General features: G+C 68.8%; 19 protein-coding genes. 5 read left to right on the top strand and 14 right to left on the bottom strand.

The window, feature by feature from the left end; all coding sequences use genetic code 11:
* Positions 1-22: 22 nt before the first annotated feature.
* A complete protein-coding gene (locus X946_RS23680; protein WP_038752867.1) occupies positions 23-955 on the bottom strand; it encodes a 2-hydroxyacid dehydrogenase in 933 nt (310 codons plus the stop codon).
* 67 nt (positions 956-1,022) lie between these two features.
* Positions 1,023-1,556 (bottom strand): hypothetical protein, encoded by a 534-nt coding sequence (locus X946_RS35285; protein WP_161788691.1) that lies wholly within the window; start codon positions 1,554-1,556, stop codon positions 1,023-1,025.
* 42 nt (positions 1,557-1,598) lie between these two features.
* Between X946_RS35285 and X946_RS23685 the strand changes: the two genes are divergently transcribed.
* Both X946_RS23685 and X946_RS23690 read left to right on the top strand, forming a co-directional pair.
* A complete protein-coding gene (locus X946_RS23685; RefSeq protein ID WP_038752869.1) occupies positions 1,599-2,297 on the top strand; it encodes an HAD-IA family hydrolase in 699 nt (232 codons plus the stop codon).
* 63 nt (positions 2,298-2,360) lie between these two features.
* Positions 2,361-2,711: a cupin domain-containing protein gene (locus X946_RS23690; RefSeq protein ID WP_038752871.1), complete on the top strand. Its 351-nt coding sequence runs from the start codon at positions 2,361-2,363 to the stop codon at positions 2,709-2,711.
* 28 nt (positions 2,712-2,739) lie between these two features.
* Here the strand turns inward: X946_RS23690 and X946_RS23695 are convergent, their stop codons facing one another.
* Positions 2,740-3,000, bottom strand: coding sequence for a hypothetical protein (locus X946_RS23695; RefSeq protein ID WP_038752873.1), 261 nt, complete (start codon positions 2,998-3,000; stop codon positions 2,740-2,742).
* A 283-nt stretch (positions 3,001-3,283) separates the two neighbouring features.
* Between X946_RS23695 and X946_RS23700 the strand changes: the two genes are divergently transcribed.
* Positions 3,284-3,751: a DUF3761 domain-containing protein gene (locus tag X946_RS23700; protein WP_038752875.1), complete on the top strand. Its 468-nt coding sequence runs from the start codon at positions 3,284-3,286 to the stop codon at positions 3,749-3,751.
* A 224-nt stretch (positions 3,752-3,975) separates the two neighbouring features.
* Here X946_RS23700 and X946_RS23710 read toward each other — a convergent pair whose 3' ends face one another.
* From X946_RS23710 to X946_RS23735, 6 genes are all read right to left on the bottom strand, one after another.
* The gene (locus tag X946_RS23710) at positions 3,976-4,434 is read right to left on the bottom strand and encodes a dihydroneopterin aldolase (RefSeq protein ID WP_038752878.1); all 459 of its coding nucleotides are present in this window, start codon (positions 4,432-4,434) and stop codon (positions 3,976-3,978) included.
* A complete protein-coding gene (locus X946_RS23715; RefSeq protein WP_038752880.1) occupies positions 4,434-5,069 on the bottom strand; it encodes a sarcosine oxidase subunit gamma in 636 nt (211 codons plus the stop codon). Before X946_RS23715 ends, X946_RS23710 begins: the two co-directional genes overlap by 1 nt.
* On the bottom strand, positions 5,059-8,067 hold the full coding sequence (locus tag X946_RS23720; RefSeq protein WP_038752882.1) for a sarcosine oxidase subunit alpha family protein: 3,009 nt from the start codon (positions 8,065-8,067) through the stop codon (positions 5,059-5,061). Before X946_RS23720 ends, X946_RS23715 begins: the two co-directional genes overlap by 11 nt.
* Complete coding sequence (locus X946_RS23725; protein WP_038752884.1) at positions 8,064-8,357, bottom strand: sarcosine oxidase subunit delta; 294 nt, start codon at positions 8,355-8,357, stop codon at positions 8,064-8,066. Before X946_RS23725 ends, X946_RS23720 begins: the two co-directional genes overlap by 4 nt.
* Before the next feature lie 79 nt (positions 8,358-8,436).
* Positions 8,437-9,681 carry a sarcosine oxidase subunit beta family protein gene (locus tag X946_RS23730; protein ID WP_038752886.1) on the bottom strand — a complete coding sequence of 415 codons (1,245 nt, stop codon included), beginning with the start codon at positions 9,679-9,681 and terminating at the stop codon, positions 8,437-8,439.
* Between the two features lie 16 nt (positions 9,682-9,697).
* On the bottom strand, positions 9,698-11,083 hold the full coding sequence (locus tag X946_RS23735; RefSeq protein WP_038752888.1) for an L-serine ammonia-lyase: 1,386 nt from the start codon (positions 11,081-11,083) through the stop codon (positions 9,698-9,700).
* Between the two features lie 289 nt (positions 11,084-11,372).
* Between X946_RS23735 and X946_RS23740 the strand changes: the two genes are divergently transcribed.
* Positions 11,373-12,482, top strand: a complete 1,110-nt coding sequence (locus X946_RS23740) for a GlxA family transcriptional regulator (protein ID WP_052145153.1) — start codon at positions 11,373-11,375, stop codon at positions 12,480-12,482.
* 73 nt (positions 12,483-12,555) lie between these two features.
* Here X946_RS23740 and X946_RS23745 read toward each other — a convergent pair whose 3' ends face one another.
* Positions 12,556-12,819 (bottom strand): hypothetical protein, encoded by a 264-nt coding sequence (locus X946_RS23745; protein WP_038752890.1) that lies wholly within the window; start codon positions 12,817-12,819, stop codon positions 12,556-12,558.
* A 245-nt stretch (positions 12,820-13,064) separates the two neighbouring features.
* Positions 13,065-13,769, bottom strand: a complete 705-nt coding sequence (locus tag X946_RS23750) for a YceH family protein (protein WP_038752892.1) — start codon at positions 13,767-13,769, stop codon at positions 13,065-13,067.
* A 417-nt stretch (positions 13,770-14,186) separates the two neighbouring features.
* On the opposite strand from X946_RS23750, the gene X946_RS23755 reads away from it, so the two are divergent.
* Positions 14,187-15,374, top strand: a complete 1,188-nt coding sequence (locus tag X946_RS23755) for a hypothetical protein (protein WP_081989985.1) — start codon at positions 14,187-14,189, stop codon at positions 15,372-15,374.
* A gap of 233 nt (positions 15,375-15,607) precedes the next feature.
* On the opposite strand, the gene X946_RS23760 is transcribed toward X946_RS23755, so the two are convergent.
* The 3 genes from X946_RS23760 to X946_RS23770 form a co-directional block, all read right to left on the bottom strand.
* The gene (locus X946_RS23760) at positions 15,608-16,336 is read right to left on the bottom strand and encodes a glutathione S-transferase (protein ID WP_038752894.1); all 729 of its coding nucleotides are present in this window, start codon (positions 16,334-16,336) and stop codon (positions 15,608-15,610) included.
* 101 nt (positions 16,337-16,437) lie between these two features.
* Positions 16,438-16,737 carry a hypothetical protein gene (locus X946_RS36920; protein WP_038752896.1) on the bottom strand — a complete coding sequence of 100 codons (300 nt, stop codon included), beginning with the start codon at positions 16,735-16,737 and terminating at the stop codon, positions 16,438-16,440.
* Positions 16,738-16,803: 66 nt separating this feature from the next.
* Entirely contained in the window at positions 16,804-17,307 is a 504-nt protein-coding gene (locus X946_RS23770) for a semialdehyde dehydrogenase (RefSeq protein ID WP_038752897.1), read from the bottom strand.
* Positions 17,308-17,459 lie beyond the last annotated feature (152 nt).

Below are 17,459 nucleotides of genomic sequence, written 5' to 3' on the forward strand. Positions count from 1 at the left end.
TTCGTGCCGGGACGGTCGTTCGTCAGATCGGCGTCAGCACCGGCCGCCCCGAGAAATGGCGCGCCGCGTTCTCGAGGAACTGCCGCACCGAGCGGTCGAGCGCCTCCGGCGACCAGCCGCCCATGTGCGGCGTCAGCACGACGTTGTCGAGCGCCGTCAGCGCGCGCGGCGGCTCCGGCTCCCCTTCGTAGACGTCGAGCCCCGCACCCGCGACGCGGCCTTCGCGCAATGCGTCGGCGAGCGCCGCCGTGTCGACGACGCTGCCGCGCGACACGTTGACGAGAAACCCGTGCTCGCCGAGCGCATCGAGGATGCGCGCGTCGATCAGATGCCGCGTCGCCGCGCCGCCCGGCGTCGCGACGACCAGAAAATCCGCCCAGCGAGCGAGCGCGTCGAGCGCCGCGAAATAGCGGAATGCGGCGCCTTCGCGCGGCTTGCGGTTGTGGTAGCCGATCTCGAGATCGAAGCCCGCCGCGCGGCGGGCGATCTTCTCGCCGATGTTGCCGAGCCCGACGATTCCGAGCCGCTTGCCGCAGACGTTCGGCGGCATCGGCAGCGCGTCGCGCCACACGCCCGCGCGGCACGCCGCATCGAGCTTCGCGACCTCGCGCACCGCCGCGAGCAGCAGCGCGAACGCGTGATCGGCGACGCAGTCGTCGTTCGTGCCCGCGCCGTTGACGACGACGATCCCGCGCGAGCGCGCGTCGGCCACCGCGACGTTTTCGTAACCGGCGCCCAGCGCGCCGACGAACTCGAGGTTCGGCAGGCGCGCGATCTCGTCGGCAAGCAGGCCGGCCGTGCCGTTCGTCAGCACGGCCCGCACGGCGGCGCCGCGCTCGGCGATCGCGTCGCGACGCTCGTCGGGCGTGGGGGCGTAGATGATGTCGAAGGCGTCGGCGACTTGCGCGCGCGCGTGGTCGCGCAGCGGGATCAGCACGAGAAGCTGGGGCTTCATGGCGGGCTTCAGCAGAGGAAAGTTGACGCAAGTGTAACAATGGAGCGCGCCGTGACGGCGGGAAGCCCTATTCGGCAAGCGGGCTCGACCGGCCCGAACGGATGCGCGGCCGGCGCGGATCGCCGGCATCGTGCGTCGCGGGTTGCGGGTTGCGGGTTGCGGGTTGCGGGTTGCGGGTTGCGGGTTGCGGGTCGCGGGTCGCGGATCGTGGATCGTGGGTTGCAGGTCGCGGGTTGAGGGTCGCAGGTCGCAGGTCGCAGGTCGCAGGTCGCAGGTCGCAGGTCGCAGGTCGCAGCGCCGATTTTCCGTCACACTGCTCCGCCGACGCGACGAAACCTTCCGCTCGGCACATTTCCCCGGTCGCGCTCCGCAATTCGGCATTCGCTGCGGTCCGGCCCGGCCATTTCAGCATCGCCGCGACGGGGTCAGCGCTTAAGCTGATCGCACGTCGAACGATGTCCGGCGCGACATGCGGCAAGCCCGCCGCCACGCGCGAATCCGCGAATCCGCGAATCCGTGATACGCGATACGCGATGCGGGCCGCGTCGCCATCGCCGGCATCGGACGTCGGCGCGCGCGGTGCGATCGCCGCGCCGGCCACGTCACGCTTCCCATCGTCCCGAACCAGCGAGCACCATCCACCATGAGCCTCACCCGATTCAGAGTCCTGACCTTCGACGTCGTCGGCACGTTGATCGATTTCGAGCGCGGCATGCTCGACTACGTGCGCGACGTCGCGCCCGGCGCACGCGTCGCCGACGAGGATTTCCTGCGCGCCTACCGCGCCGCCCGCAAGCACGCGAACGCGACGTGGTATCCCGACGATCTCGTCCGCTGCTGGCACGCGGTCGCGCCCGCGCTCGGCCTGCCCGACGGCGACGCGGCCGCTCGCGGTTTTCGCGACTCGGTCGCGCGCTGGCCCGCGTTCGCCGATTCGGTCGACGCGCTGAAGCGGCTGCGCCGGCACTTCAAGCTGGTGACGATGACGAATGCGCAGCGATGGGCGCTCGAACATTTCGCGGCGACGCTCGATCATCCGTTCGATCTCGAGCTGAGCTGCGACGACGCGCTCTGCGAGAAGCCCGATCCGCGCTACTTCGCGTATGCGCGCGGCCGCTTCGAGGGCGCGTGGGGCTATCGGCAGGAGGACAACCTGCACGTCGCGCAGAGCCAGTATCACGACATCGGCGTGTCGATGCGGCTCGGCATCGCGACGTGCTGGATCGAGCGCCGGCACGCTCAGCAGGGCTCGGGCGGCACGATCGAATCCGAAATCACCCGCCCCGACTATCACTTCCGCTCGCTCGCCGAGCTCGCGGACGCGGTCGATGCCGGCCGCTGACCGGCGCGCCGCCGCGCAATCCTTTCAATTCCCCGTCGACACGAACCACACGGAATTCGCCAGATGCCCATCACCGTCATATCGCAATCGGCCCGCGCCGCCGGGCTCGACGATGCCGGCGCGGTCGCGCGCCCGCTCGGCGCGACCGTCGCGCGCACCCGCTGCCTCGATATTCCGCTCGAAGGCGCGGGCGACAATCAGACCGGGCTGTGGGAATGCTCGCCGGGCCGCTTCGAGCGGCAGCTCGCGAACGCCGAGGTGATGCACGTCCTGTCGGGCGTCTGCACGTTCACGCCGGCGGGCGGCGAGCCGGTGGAGATCCGCGCGGGCGACACGCTGTTCTTTCCGGCCGATACCGCCGGCGTCTGGGAAATCAGCGAGACGCTGCGCAAGGTCTATGTCGTGATGGCCTGAGCGCCGACGCGCGCGGCCGCGCGCCGGATCACGCGTCCTCGGGCGGATGCGCTTCGAGCCACGCGACGATCTGCTGCTCGGCCTGCAGCGGCGTCACGGTTTCGCCCGTCGCCAGCACTTCGTATTTGAAAGGATCGGAGCCGTCGAGATTGTCCGGCTCCGGCTGCGCGATGGTCCAGCGCCAGTCGATCCGATCGGCGATCGGCGACGGCGCGCCCTCGATGCTGCATCGGCAGCCGTCGATCTCCGCGACAAATCCGGTGTGGGTCGGTTCAAAACTCGCAAACACGGCGACTCCCGTCGATGTACGGCCGCAGCGCGGCAGGGTGGCGAGTATCTCACGATCGCGCCGCCCGCCCTGTCGCGCGTGCGCCGGCCTGTTACACCCTGTCACGCATGGTTGCACTTTTGCCGGGCCGTTCGCGCGCTCGCGTGTCAACCGGGCGCGGAACCCGGGAGTTAATGTCGGTACTGGCGCATGCTTTTGCGTCAGGGCTGCGCGCGTGTCGCAACGTGCGCACACACGCTCACGCAAGTGGACGCGCGCCAACCCCACATCGTCAGGAGTAGAAATGAAAAAGACCGCCCTTCTCTCGGCACTCGCCGCCGGCCTGTGCATCTCGATCAGCAGCTTCGCGCAAGCTCCGGCAAGCGCGCCCGCCGGCACGACCGGCCTTTGCAAGGACGGCACGCTCTACTCCGGCGCGTCGAAGAAAGGCGCATGCTCGGGCCATAAGGGCTTGAAGACGTGGTACGGCGCATCGAAGGCCGCGGCGGCGAGCGGCGCATCGGCCGCGACGGCGCCGGCCGCCGCGGCGTCGGCTCCGGCCGCCGCCTCGGGCACGCCGGGCGCGACCGCCGCGACGAAGAGCGCGGCAAGCGCCGGCGCGCCCGGTCAGGTGTGGGTGAACACCGACACGAAGGTGTACCACTGCGCGACCGACAAGTACTACGGCAAGACCAAGCACGGCGAATACCTGTCGGAAGCGGCCGCGAAAGCGAAGGGCTTCCACGCGTCGCACGGCAAGGCCTGCTCGTGATGCACGGCCCGGCGAGGCCGGCGCGCGTGCGCAGCGCGCGCCGGCCTCGCCGGGCGCATCGGGCGCATCGGGCGCACAACGCAGCGTGGCGCGCATTGCACGTCACGACGACGATGCGCGCGACATGCGCGATGACGAAGCGGCGCGATGACGGCGCGGCGCGGCGCTGCCACGCCGCCACGAAGCCGCGCGAAGCGACAACCCGGCCGCGCGCGCCGGTTCGCTCAGCCGCGCGCGGCCGCCTCGCGCGCGGCCGCGCGCCACGCCGCATGGTCCGCGCGCGTCCAGTCTAGCTCGACGCCGACCCGCTTCGTCCCCGGCCGGATCTTCGGCTTGTGCAGCGCGAGCGTCAGCGCGTCGAGCGCCGGCCATTCGTCGAACGACAGCACGGCGATCTCGAGCGCGAGCGTCTCGAGCAACCGCGTGTGCGGCTTGTGCGCGAGGAACGACGCGATCCGCGCGCAATACGCGTCGTAGTCGATCCAGCCGTCGCCGCTCGCCTCCGACGGCTCGCGGCGATAGGCCAGCCGCGCGTCGAGCACGACGGGCTGCGGCGCCGCGTGCTCGTGCGGATGAATGCCGATGCGCGCCGGCACCTTCAGCGCGTCGACGAACACGCTCCAGCCGCGCCCGCGCGCGCACGCCGGATCGAGCGTCGCGAACGGCGCCTCGACGGGTTTCATCAGGCGAGCGGCGTCGCCGCGTCGAGCATGATGCGGCAGAAGTAATCGGCGAAACTGCGCCGCACGACGATGTCGAACGAATCGTCGCCGGTCGGCACGAGCGTGATCGACGCCTTGAAGTAATGGCTCTGCGCACACTGCCCGACGCCGAACGCGCGCGGATGCAGATCGAGCGGGCAGCCGCGCGCGAGCACGTCGCGCGCGCGCGCGCCGCTCACTTCGACGATCGTGTAGCCGCTGCCGACGTCGACGGCCGCCGCATAGAGCCCCTGCATCGCCTCCGCGAGCGTCGCGGCGAGCGCGCCCGCCGCGACCGCGCCGTTCGAGCGCACGAGCCATTCGTCGGGGCCGAGCCACAGCACGTCATAGTCGGCGCTGCGCGCGACCGTGTTCGGCTTCACCGGCGGCCGGCAGCCGACGGCCTGCTCGAACGCGCGCACGAAGGCGGGATCGCCCGGCTCGCCGCGCACGTTGACGAGGTCGAGGAACGGCCGTTCGCGGAACAGGAATTTCTTCGACGCGCGCGCGTCGTACGCCTTCAACGCGTCGCCCGCGCCGACGAACGGCGATTCGAGCCGCACGCCGCCCTGCGCGTGCGCCGCCGCCGAAGCCTCGTTTCTCGTTTCATTCCACATGCTGACGTACCCCTTCGGTGTCGTAGAAAACCGGGCTCGAGATCGTCGCGACCACGCGCCGGCCGTTGGCGAGCGAAACCGCGACGCGCTCGCCCATCCTGCTCAGGCCGCCCTTCACCACCGCGAGCGCGATCGAGCGCTTCAGAATCGGGCTGTAATAGCTCGACGTGACGTGGCCGAGCATCTCGATCGTGCCGTCGGCGCGCGCGGCCGCGTCTGCCTCGACGATCTGGCCGCCTTCCGGCAGCACGTACTGCGCGTCCTCGGTCAGCAGGCCGACGAACTGCTTGCGGCCGCTCTTCGCGGTATCGGCGCGCGTGAGCGAGCGGCGGCCGAGAAAATCCTTCGACTTCGCGACGAGCCCGCCCATCCCGAGATCGAACGGCGTGATCGATCCGTCGGTGTCCTGACCGACGATGATGTAACCCTTCTCCGCGCGCAGCACGTGCATCGTCTCGGTGCCGTACGGCGTGATGTCGAATTCCGCGCCCGCTTCCATCAGCGCTTCCCACACCGCGCGGCCCGCGTTCGCCGGCACGTTCACTTCGTACGCGAGCTCGCCCGAGAAGCTGATGCGCATCACGCGCGCCTTCGCGCCCGCGACTGTGCCGTCGCGATAGCTCATGAACGGGAACGCATCGTTCGCGAAATCGATGTCCTTGCACACCTTCTGCACGACCTTGCGGCTCTTCGGCCCGACCACCGCGAACGTCGCCCAGTGATCGGTGACGGACGCGAGCCGCACTTTCATGTCCGGCCATTCCGTCTGCAACCAGCGTTCGAGCCACGTGAGCACGCGCGCCGCGCCGCCCGTCGTCGTCGTCATCATGAAATGCTGTTCGCCGAGACGCACGGTCACGCCGTCGTCGAACACCATGCCGTTCTCGTCGAGCATCAGCCCGTAGCGGCACTTGCCGACTTCGAGCTTGTTCCACGGGTTCGTGTACATCCAGTTCAAGAGCTTCACCGCGTCCGGCCCCTGGATGTCGATCTTGCCGAGCGTCGATGCGTCGAGCATGCCGACGCCGTTGCGCACCGCAAGGCATTCGCGCTTCACGGCGGCGTGCAGATCCTCGCCGCTCTTCGGGAAATACCACGGCCGCTTCCAGTTGCCGACGTCCTCGAACAGCGCGCCGTGCTCGACGTGCCATTCGTGGATGCAGGTCTTGCGCACCGGATCGAGGAAATCGCCGAGCTCGCGGCCCGCGAACGCGCCGAACGACACCGGCGTGTAGTTCGGGCGAAACGTCGTCGTGCCCGTCTCCGGAATCGACTTGCCGAGCGCCTGCGCGAGAATCGCCATCCCGTTGATGTTGCCGAGCTTGCCCTGATCGGTGCCGAAGCCCATCGCCGTGTAGCGCTTCACGTGCTCGACCGATTCGAAGCCTTCGCGCGCGGCGAGCAGGATGTCGGCCGCGCCGACGTCGTTCTGGAAATCGACGAACTGCTTCGGACCGCGAACCGCCGCGTCCGCGCCGCTCGCGAGCCATAACGGCAGCAGCGCGTCCTCCACAGCTTCGGCGACCTTCGGCACGGGCGGCCGCTCGGCGGCGAGACCCGTCGACTTCGCCGCGGCCACGCCCGCGTCGACCGCGAGCCGCAGCGCGCGCGACAACTCGAACTCGCCCGCCGCCGCGCCGACGCTCGCTTCCGCCTGCACCGGCTTGCCGGGCACGAAGCAGGTCTTGTCGTCGTTCCAGTGCGCCTTGCCGCCCGATTGCGCGAACAGGTGCAGCACCGGGCTGAAGCCGCCCGACATCGCGACGAGCTCGCACGGCAGCGTCGCGATCTTGCCGCCCGAGCGGCCATTCGAGTACGACGCGACGTCCACCGACGCGACGCGCAGCTTGCCCGCCGCGCTCGACACGACCGCGCCGCTCATCACGGCGATGCCGTTGCGCTTCGCGACCGCGGGCAACGCGCCGCGCGTCGACGAGCGCGCATCGACGACCGTCACTTTCGCGCCGCACGCCTTGAGATCGAGCGCGCACTGATAGCCGTGATCGTTGTTCGTCGCGACGACCGCGACGCGCCCCGGCAGCACGCCGTAGCGATGAATGTACGTCGACACGGCCGACGCGGTCATCACGCCCGGCAGGTCGTTGTTGCCGAACACGAGCGGCCGCTCGTGCGCGCCCGCGGCAAGGATCACGCGCTTCGCGCGCACCTTCCAGATCAGCTCGCGCGTGCCCTTGCGCATCGACACCGGAAGATGGTCGGTGAGCCGCTGCACGACGGTCACGAGGTTGTGATCCTGATAGCCGAACGCGGTGCTGCGCGCGAGGATCGTCACGTCGGGCAGCTTCGCGAGCTCCGCTTCGATCTTCTCGACCCATTGCAGCGCGGGCTTGCCGTCGATCTCCGCGCGGCTCGCGAGCAGGCTGCCGCCGAGCTCGCGCTGATCGTCGACGAGCATCACGCGCGCACCGTTGACGGCCGCCGCGTGCGCGGCCGCGAGCCCCGTCGGGCCGCCGCCGACGACGAGCACGTCGCAGTGCGCGTAGCGCTTGTCGTAGCGGTCGGCGTCGAGCGTATCGGGCGCCTTGCCGAGGCCCGCCGCTTCGCGGATCTTCTCTTCGTACTTCGGCCACAGGTTGCGCGGCCACATGAACGTCTTGTAGTAGAAGCCCGCCGGCAGGAAGCGCGAGAACTTCTGCATCACGGCCATCCGGTCGTGCTCGATGGACGGCTTCGCGTTCACGCTCGTCGCGACGAGCCCCTGGTACAGCTCGATCTCGGTCGCGCGCGCGTTCGGCACAGTGTACGCGCCGGTTTCGAGCTGCACGACGGCGTTCGGCTCGTCGACGCCCGCCGTCACGATCCCGCGCGGCCGGTGATACTTGAAGCTGCGCGCGACGAAGTGTACGCCGTTCGCGAGCAGCGCGGACGCGAGCGTGTCGCCCTGGAAGCCCTGATACGTGCGGCCGTTGAACGTGAAGGTGAGCGGCTGTGCGCGGTTGATGCGCCCGCCTGCGCCGAGTCGGTCTTTCTGGCTCATTTGCTCGTGTCCTCTGCTGCGTTGGCGGCGGCTGCGCCGAACGTTTCGTAGCCCTGAAACTCGTAAGTGACGGTATCGCGCTGCGCGACGAACCAGCGGCGGCAGCCCTGCGCATGCAGCCATTGCTCGCGGTGCGCGCCGCGCGGATTCTTGCGCATGAACAGGTAGTCGCCCCATTCGCGGTCGGACAGCTTGTCCGTGTCGAGCGGGCGCGCGATATCGGCTTCGCCGCCGCAACTGAATTCGGATTCGGCGCGCGGGCCGCACCACGGACATTCGATAAGCAACATGTTTCGTTCTCCTCTGTCGACCAGAGTTAGCGCTTTAGCGCTTACTCTGGTCCCATGCACGTAGTGCGCGGTGGTTCGGTCAGTGCGCGACGGCGGCCGCGCCGTGCTCGTCGATCAGGTGGCCGTTGTAGAAGCGCTCGAGCGCGAACGGCGCATTGAGCGGATGCGGCTCGTCGCGCGCGATCGTGTGCGCGAACACCCAGCCCGAGCCCGGCGTCGCCTTGAAGCCGCCCGTGCCCCAGCCGCAGTTGAAGTACAGGCCCTTCACGTCAGTCTTGCTGATGATCGGGCACGCGTCCGGCGACACGTCGACGATACCGCCCCACTGGCGGTTCATCCGCACGCGAGAGAACACCGGGAACATCTCGACGATCGCCTGCAGCGTGCCTTCGATGATCTGGAAGCTGCCGCGCTGGCCGAAGCCCGCGTATTGATCGATGCCCGCGCCGATCACGAGATCGCCCTTGTCGGACTGGCTGATGTACGCATGCACCGCGTTCGACATCACGACCGTGTTCACGACGGGCTTGATCGGCTCCGACACGAGCGCCTGCAGCGGATGGCTTTCGAGCGGCAGCCGCACGCCGGCCATGTCGGCGAGCGTCGTCGTGTTGCCGGCCGCGACCACCGCGACCTTCTTCGCCTTGATGAAGCCCTTCACCGTGTCGACGCCGACCACCGCGCCGCCTTCGCGGCGGATGCCCGTCACCTGGCAGTTCTGGATGATGTCGACGCCCGCGCGGTCCGCGCCGCGCGCGAAGCCCCAGGCCACCGCGTCGTGCCGCGCGACGCCGCCGCGCCGCTGGATCGACGCGCCGAGCACCGGATAGCGGCTGTTCAGGTTGATCGTCGGCTCGATCTCCTTGATCTGCGCGGGCGTCAGGAACTCGGCATCGACGCCGTTCAGGCGGTTCGCGTTCACGCGCCGCTCGGTGTCGCGCACGTCCTGCAGCGTGTGCGCGAGGTTCATCACGCCGCGCTGGCTGAACATCACGTTGTAATTCAGGTCCTGCGCGAGCCCTTCCCACAGCTTCATCGCCTTCTCGTAGAGCGCGGCGGATTCGTCCCACAGGTAGTTCGAGCGCACGATCGTCGTGTTGCGCGCGGTGTTGCCGCCGCCGATCCAGCCCTTCTCGAGCACCGCGACGTTGGTCACGCCGTGCTCCTTCGCGAGGTAGTACGCGGTCGCGAGGCCGTGCCCGCCGCCGCCGACGATCACGACGTCGTACTCGCGCTTCGGCTCCGGGCTCTTCCACTGCTTTTCCCAGTTCTCGTGATACGACAGGCCGTTGCGAAACAGGCTGAATATCGAGTAGCGGCTCATGTTGATGGACCCTTCGTTAGCATTCGATGACGTTCACGGCGAGGCCGCCGCGCGACGTTTCCTTGTATTTCGTCTTCATGTCGGCGCCCGTCTCGCGCATCGTCTTGATGACGGAATCGAGCGACACGTAGTGCTGGCCGTCGCCCTTCAGCGCGATCCGCGACGCGTTGAGCGCCTTGATCGCGCCCATCGCGTTGCGCTCGATGCACGGAATCTGCACGAGGCCGCCGACGGGATCGCACGTCATCCCGAGGTTGTGCTCCATACCGATCTCGGCCGCGTTTTCGACCTGCCCGGGCGTGCCGCCCATCACCGCCGCGAGCGCGGCGGCGGCCATCGAGCACGCGACGCCGACCTCGCCCTGGCAGCCGACCTCCGCGCCGGAGATCGACGCGGTTTCCTTGTAGATGATCCCGATCGCCGCGGCGGTGAGCAGAAAATCGACGATGCCCTGCTCGTTCGAGCCCGGTACGAATTTCACGTAGTAATGGAGGACGGCCGGGATCACGCCCGCCGCGCCGTTCGTCGGCGCGGTGACGACGCGCCCGCCCGCCGCGTTCTCCTCGTTGACCGCCATCGCGTAGAGGTTCACCCAGTCGAGCATCGACAGCGGATCGCGCAGCGATTCCTCCGATCGATTGCGCAGCCGCGTGTGGAGCTCGGCCGCGCGGCGCTTCACGCGCATCGGGCCGGGCAGCTCGCCGTCGACCTTGCAGCCGCGCTCGACGCATGCGGCCATCGTCTTCCAGATCGCGACGAGGCCCGCGCGCACTTCGTCGGCGGGGCGCAGCGCGCATTCGTTGCGAAACGTGAGCTCGGCGATCGACAGGCCGCTCGCGCGGCACGCGCGCATCAGGTCGTCGCCGGTGCGGAACGGATGCGGCACGTCCGCCGCCGCGCGCACGCCGTTCACGCGGTCTCCGTCGCGATTGACGACGAAGCCGCCGCCCACCGAGTAATATTCCTTCTCGACGAGCAGCTGGCCGTGCTCGTCGAACGCCTGGAAACGCATGCCGTTCGGATGCACGACGCTCGTGCCGCTCATCAGCTTGCGGTAGAAGCCGATGTCCTCCTTCTCGTCGAAGCGGATGCCGCGCTTGCCGAGCAGCGCGAGCGACTTTTCCGCGCGAATCGCGTTCAAGCGGGGCTCGATCAGGTCGGGATCGATCGCGTCCGGCAGATGGCCCTCGAGGCCGAGCAGCACCGCCTTGTCGGTGCCGTGGCCCTTGCCCGTCGCGCCGAGCGAGCCGTACAGCCCGATCCGCACGCGGCGCACGAAGCCGAGCAGGTTCGCATCCTCGACGTGCGACGCGAACCGGCACGCGGCGATCATCGGCCCGACGGTGTGCGAGCTCGACGGACCGATGCCGATCTTGAACAGATCGAAAACGCTGACGTTCATCTGGCTGCCCTTGCGTAACGATGCTTGGTTGACGTTGGGCGTCAGTACATCAAAGCGTAAAATCCGCCGATAGAACAAAAACGGCATCGGCGTGGGACGCCGCCGCCAACCGCCGCGCGTGACAGGCATTCCGTGCGTTTCGGCGATGGTTCGCGGCGAAAAAACACAAGTCCCGCGCGGCCCGATCGGCGACGCTCGCAGTACGGTCTGCGCGGCTGCCCGGGCGTCGGGCGCCCGTAGACTGGAGACACGCCGGGCCGCGCCCCGGCCAACCGAAGATTTTGCAGACATGACCGCCGACGTACCCGCTTCGCCCGTTGCCGCCGATTCCGCCCAGCCGCGCCTGCGCTTCGCAATCGTGCTGCTGCCGAATTTCACGCTGACCGCGTTCTCGGGGTTCGTCGACATGCTGCGGCTGTCCGCCGACGACGGCGACCACAGCAAGCCCGTGCGCTGCTCGTGGACCGTGATCGGCGACACGCTCGCACCCGTGCGCGCGAGCTGCGGGATTCAGGTGACGCCGTGGCAGACGTTCGACGACGCCGACGCGTTCGACTACGTGGTCGTCGTGGGCGGCCTGCTGCATTCGGGGCCGCAGGCGGGGCCGCAGACGCTGCAGTTCGTCCGCCGCGCGGCGGCGGCGGGCGCGAACCTCGTCGGGATCTGCACGGGCGCGTTCGCGCTGATGCGCGCGGGCGTGCTCGACGGGCACCGCGTGTGCGTGAGCTGGTTCCATTATTGGGATTTCGTCGAGCGCTTCCCGAACGCCGATCCGGATCTGCTGATCGCCGATCGCCTGTTCGTGATCGACCGGCGGCGGATCACGTGCTCGGGCGGGCGCGCGTCGATCGACGTCGCCGCGGCGATCCTGCTGCGCCACTTCGATCACGCAACGGTGCAGAAGGCGCTCCGAATCCTGCTCGTCGGCGAGATGCAGAAGGGCAACGCGCCGCAGCCGCACCCGCCGGGGCTCGAGCCCGCGACGCATCCGAAGGTCAAGCGCGCGATCCTGCTGATGGAGCAGCATGTCGGGCGCGCGCTGCCGCTCGACGAGCTCGCGTGCAAGCTCGATCTGTCGACGCGGCAGCTCGAGCGGCTGTTCAAGGCGCAGACCGGCAGGAGCCCGCAGGCGTTCGCGAAGCAGGTGCGGCTGCGCACGGCCGCGTGGCTCCTGACGAGCTCGGACCGCACCGTCGCCGACATCGCATCGAGCTGCGGGTTCGCGGACGCGTCGCACCTCGGGCGCGAGTTCCGCAAGCAGTTCGGCGCGCCGCCCGCGGCTTACCGCGAGAAAGGCGTCGCGGCGGGCGGCGCGGGGGAGACGGCGGCGATCGCGGGCGCGGCGGGCGATGCGCCGGCCGATCCGGACGCGGATTGGAACAGCGAATTGGGGGCATGACGCCGACGTCGCTAGCGCTGCCGCTGCCGCTGCCGATGCCGATGCCGATGCCGATGCTGATGCCGATGCCGATTCAACCGGCAGCGGAACGCGCGCCGACGAACGCCCGCAGCCGCGCGTCGCGAATCTCCAGCACGTCGAACAATCCGAGCGCGCGCAGCGACGGTAGCGTGTCGAGCAAGTCGCGCTCGGCCTGCGCGTGCGCCTGCGCCGACGCGTGCGCGTCGCTCCAGACGCGCGCGTTGGCGAGAAACGCGGCGACCGTCCCTTTGCGAATCGATACGCCGTCGATCTCGACGCGGTTGACGTGATCGGGAAGGATGCCTTCTGCTTTCATCGCGGACTCCGGTGTGGTGGTGACGAAGCTCCACTGTAGATGGCCCGGCGCGGCGAGACTGCGGCATCAAAGCCAATCGATACGCCGTTTGCGCCATGGCGGGCGCCGGGATTCGCGCGGCGCATGCCGCTTCGGCGCACGCGTCGGCGTCGGGCGAGCAGGCCGCGCGGCATCGGACTCAGACGCGTCGAACAAGGCTGACGCCGGCGCGCATGCCGCAAGCCACGACCGCTCGCGCGCGAAGATCAGCCCCCGCGCGAAAACTTGCCGACGTCGATGCCGAGCTCGTTCGCCATGTGCTCGACGAACGCGCGCAGTTGCGCGAGCTCCGCCGTCAGCGCCTTCTGCTCGGCCTTCAGCGCTTCGAACTCCGACGGCGGCACCGCGTCGTCCTGCGCGCCGCGCGCGGGCGCTTCGTCCGGCGCGATGTCGCCGCACAGCAGATGCATCCACCGGCTCTCGCGCTCGCCCGGCGCGCGCGCGAGCTTGACGACGAGCGGCGGCGTGCGCGCGGCGAGCTCGTCGAGGAACGCCTCGACCGACGAGATGTCGGCGAAGCCGTGCAGGCGCGCGGTGTTCAGGCGCAGCTCCGCGCCCGTCTGCGGACCGCGCAGCAGCAGCATCGTCAGCAACGCGGCCGCCTGGCTCGGAATGCCGAGCACGCGGTTCATGTTGTGCTCGAAGCGCGGCACGCGGCTGCTGCTGCCCTCCGACGCGAGGCTCAGACGCTTCAGGCCGTCGATCGCCGTGAGCACCTCGGCCTCCGACACGTTCATCACCGGCGATCGGGCGGTCTTCTGATTGCAGCCGGCCGTCAGCGCGTTGAGCGACAGCGGATAGGTATCCGGAACCGTGTGCTGCTTCTCGATCAATACGCCGAGCACGCGCGCTTCGAGCGGCGTGAGGGCGCGAATGGCGGGGCGTTGGGATGCATCGGGAGTGGAATTCATAGTGACGTCGCTGCGGGCTGTGCTGGTGTTGAAACAGGATCAAACAGGATCAAACAGGATCTTTCGGCTGCAGGACGATCCCGGCAGGCGAACCGAATCAAATGATAGCCGGGCTCGACGCTTCGGGTAATACCCGCTTGCGCGCCGCGCAATCGCGACGAGGCGCGATCATGGCCGCCGCGGCGGCAGCCGCCCGCGAACGCGTTAAGCGGATACGTGGCTCGTCGGCCGCAACACAGCAATGCGGCGCCGCGCCCGGCACGCGCGCGCATCGGCATGGAATAACGGCGCGACGCCGCACGTTTACGCCGAGCGGCCATGCGCGCGGCGTTTGGCCGCGGGGCGGCCGCGCGCCCGTCTCATTTGTGCCGTCCGGCAATCGGCTGCTGTTCGACGTTTCGAAAATGGAGTCAAGCCATGAAAGCTCTACGTCATGTTTCATCCCCCGACCCGCCCGCCCGCGTCACTCCCGCCGCCTGCTTGCGAACGCTCGCGCGCGCCCGTCGCGCGTGCCGCGCCGCCGCGCGCGGCCTGCGCAACACCGTCTGCGGCGCCGGCATCGTCGCGCTATCGTCCGGCTTCGCGTGGGCGAGCGGCAACGAGACGATTCTTCCGCCATCGGCGATGACCGCGTCGACGGTCCCCGCGAACGGCGATCTCAATCCGTACGGCATCGCATTCGTGCCGAGCGGCGTGCCCTCATGGAGCACGCTGAAGCCGGGCGACGTCGTCGTCTCGAACTTCAACAACACAGCGAACCTGCAGGGCACCGGCACGACGATCGTGAAGCTCGTGCCGAACGGCGATCCCGTGGTCTTCTTCCAGGGCGGCAACGTCGGCCTCACCACCGCGCTCGCGGTGCTCCACAGCGGCTTCGTGCTCGTCGGCAACCTGCCGACGAAGGACGGCACGACGCTCGCGTCGTCCGGCTCGCTGCTCGTCGTCAATCCGCAAGGCACGCTCGTCAAGGAACTGACCAGCCCCGCGCTGCTCGACGGGCCGTGGGATCTCGCGGTGATCGACCGGGGGCAACGCATCACGGCGTTCGTGTCGAACGTGCTGAACGGCACGGTGGCGCGGCTCGACATGACGATCGGCGAGAACGGCGTCACGGTGCTGCCGAGCTCGCTCGTCATCGCGTCGGGCTATCTGCATCGAAGCGATCCGGCGGCGCTCGTCGTCGGGCCGACGGGCCTCGCATACGATTCGACCCGCGACGTGCTGTACGTCGCGTCGACGGGCGACAACGCGGTGTTCGCGATTCACGGCGCCGCGTCGACGACGCGCAACAACGGCGTCGGGCGCATGATCTATTTCGACAACATGCACCTGCACGGGCCGCTCGCGCTGGCGCTCGCGCCGAACGGCCACCTCGTCACCGCGAACGGCGACGCCGTCAATGCCGATCCGAATCAGCCGAGCGAAATCGTCGAGTTCACGCCCGAGGGGCGCTTCATCGCGCAAATGCAGGTCGACTCGGTGCCGGGGGCGGCGTTCGGACTCGCGTTCGGGGCGAGCGGCGGCGGGCAGCCGCAATTCGCGGCCGTCGACGACAACACGAACACGGCGACCGTCTGGACGCTGCGTCAAGACAAAGGCAACTGATTCCGAAGGCTCGGCCGCAGCGGGCCGCCGGCGGCAAGGATTCGCGCCGGCGGCCCGGATCTCGCGGCGTCGGACGACGAACGCCGAATCCGGGCGATGCATCGCGGCCGAATCGGCCGCTTCCTTCCGGATGCGCGACGAACGGCGATGCGGAATTCGTCATGGCTCGCGCCGCCCTGCCCGACACGCGCCGACGATCGGCGAGCACGGCATGCCGATCGACGCGCCGCCGCTCATCGATCCAGCTCGGCGTAATGCCGGAAGATCCCCTGCTCGTTGAACGGAATGCGCCGACCGGACGCCAGATAGCGCGCGATCGGCGGATGCTGCGCGATCCTGTCGTGCAGCTCGACCAGCCCGGCATGCTTCTTCTCGATACGCGTCATCGCCTTCGGAAACGCGTAGCGCAAGCCCTCGATCAGCTGGAACATCGACAGATCCACATACGTCAGGCCGCCGCCCGCCATGTAGCCGCTCTTGTGCGGATTGCGCGCGAGCACCTTGCCGAAATAGCCGAGGAACTTCGGCAGCCGATGCTTGATGAAATCCTCCGCCCGCATCGCGGCTTGCGCTTTCTGGTCCTCGTAATACAGGCCGCTTGCGATCGGATGGTGACTGTCGTGAACCTCGACGACGAAATCGGACACCGTCAGCTGCAATTGATGCGTCCACAGCCGCCCTGCGTCGTCGCGCGGCGCGAGGTGATGCCGCGCGCCGAGGAACAGCAGGATGTTGGCCGTTTGCCCGATGATCTGCTCGCCCGCCTTGAGGAACGGCGGCGCGAACGGCAGGCATTCCAGCGAATCGCTCTCCAGGAGCCCCATCATCGCCGACACGCCCAGGCCCTTGCGCGGCGATTCGCGCGCGACGTCCACGTATTCGGCTTCGGCCGCCTCGAGCGCGAGCCGCACGAATTCGCCGCGCCCCTGGATGTCCGGCCAGTAGTAAAGCTCGTAGCGCATGCTGCCTCCCTTTCGTTGCGTGAAAGACGTTCGAACCGGCACTCGGCTTCGAATTTCGCGGCCGAGCATCGCGGCTCGCCCCGCAAACGGAAAACGACAGTCTAGGCGCAAACCGCGGCCGACGTAGTCATGACGCGGCGGCCGCGCCGGCCGCGGCGTTCGGAAGGCCCGGGCAAACGGCACCCGCGATCCGCCGCCGCGCCCGCATACGCGAGCGCGAAGCGCGCGAAGCATGCCCGCGCGCGCTCGACGATCGCGGGCAGCGCGATCGTCGGCGACAGCAGCATGCCGACGACGAGGCAGGTCTTGCGTGCGGCGGCGGCGCTCCAGCCGCGCCGGAATTGGCCATCGGACACATAGCCGCGCCACTGCTCGTCGTTGAAATCGATGTACCAATTCAACCCTGAGCGACCCTTCGGGATGGCATCCTGACGATGGCTGTTTCCCGAGCACACCGGCCGTTCGCGTTACGCCCGTGCGCTGGCCAGACGATGGATCGCGGCCGGCGTCAGAACGCGCTGGGGCACCCCGTGGCGCGCCGCGTTGAGCATCGCATCGCCAACGGCCCGGGTGGTCAGGACGCTGGCGGGTGAAATTCGCCGAAGCAACAGCAGCAGCGGTTTGAGTGCGACGTACATCCAGCGATACGAAGCCGTGCGCGACTGAATGCCGTTCTCAGGCAGGATCGCGGATGGGCGGAAAATGACCACTTGCCGGAATGGCAGTCGCTGCAGCGCATTCTCGATTTGGCCGCGAACGCGAGCCCACATGCTTCGGCCTTGTTCACTGCTGTCGGCGCCGGCGCCGGATACATAAACCATCGTCATGGCAGGGCTCACGCGAAGCAGTTCCCGGGCGACATTGAGCGTGAGGTCGTAGGTTACCGCGCGATAGGCGGCCTCGGACAAGCCGAAAGACGACACCCCTGCGCAGAAAAAGCAGGCGTCGACACCGGCGAACGTGTCGTCCATGGCCCGAAAACTTGCGAGGTCGGGCAAGGTGAATACCTTGACCCGCGGGTCCACGCCCCCGTTACTATCTTCACGCCCCGATAATCGGGGTTTTGGCCAGCCAGGCCCGGTATGATTCCCGCCCCCAGTCGCAGTCATGATCCGGGGGGTGT

Origin of the sequence: Burkholderia sp. ABCPW 111 (assembly GCF_000773065.1) — a bacterium.
Lineage (GTDB): Bacteria > Pseudomonadota > Gammaproteobacteria > Burkholderiales > Burkholderiaceae > Burkholderia > Burkholderia savannae.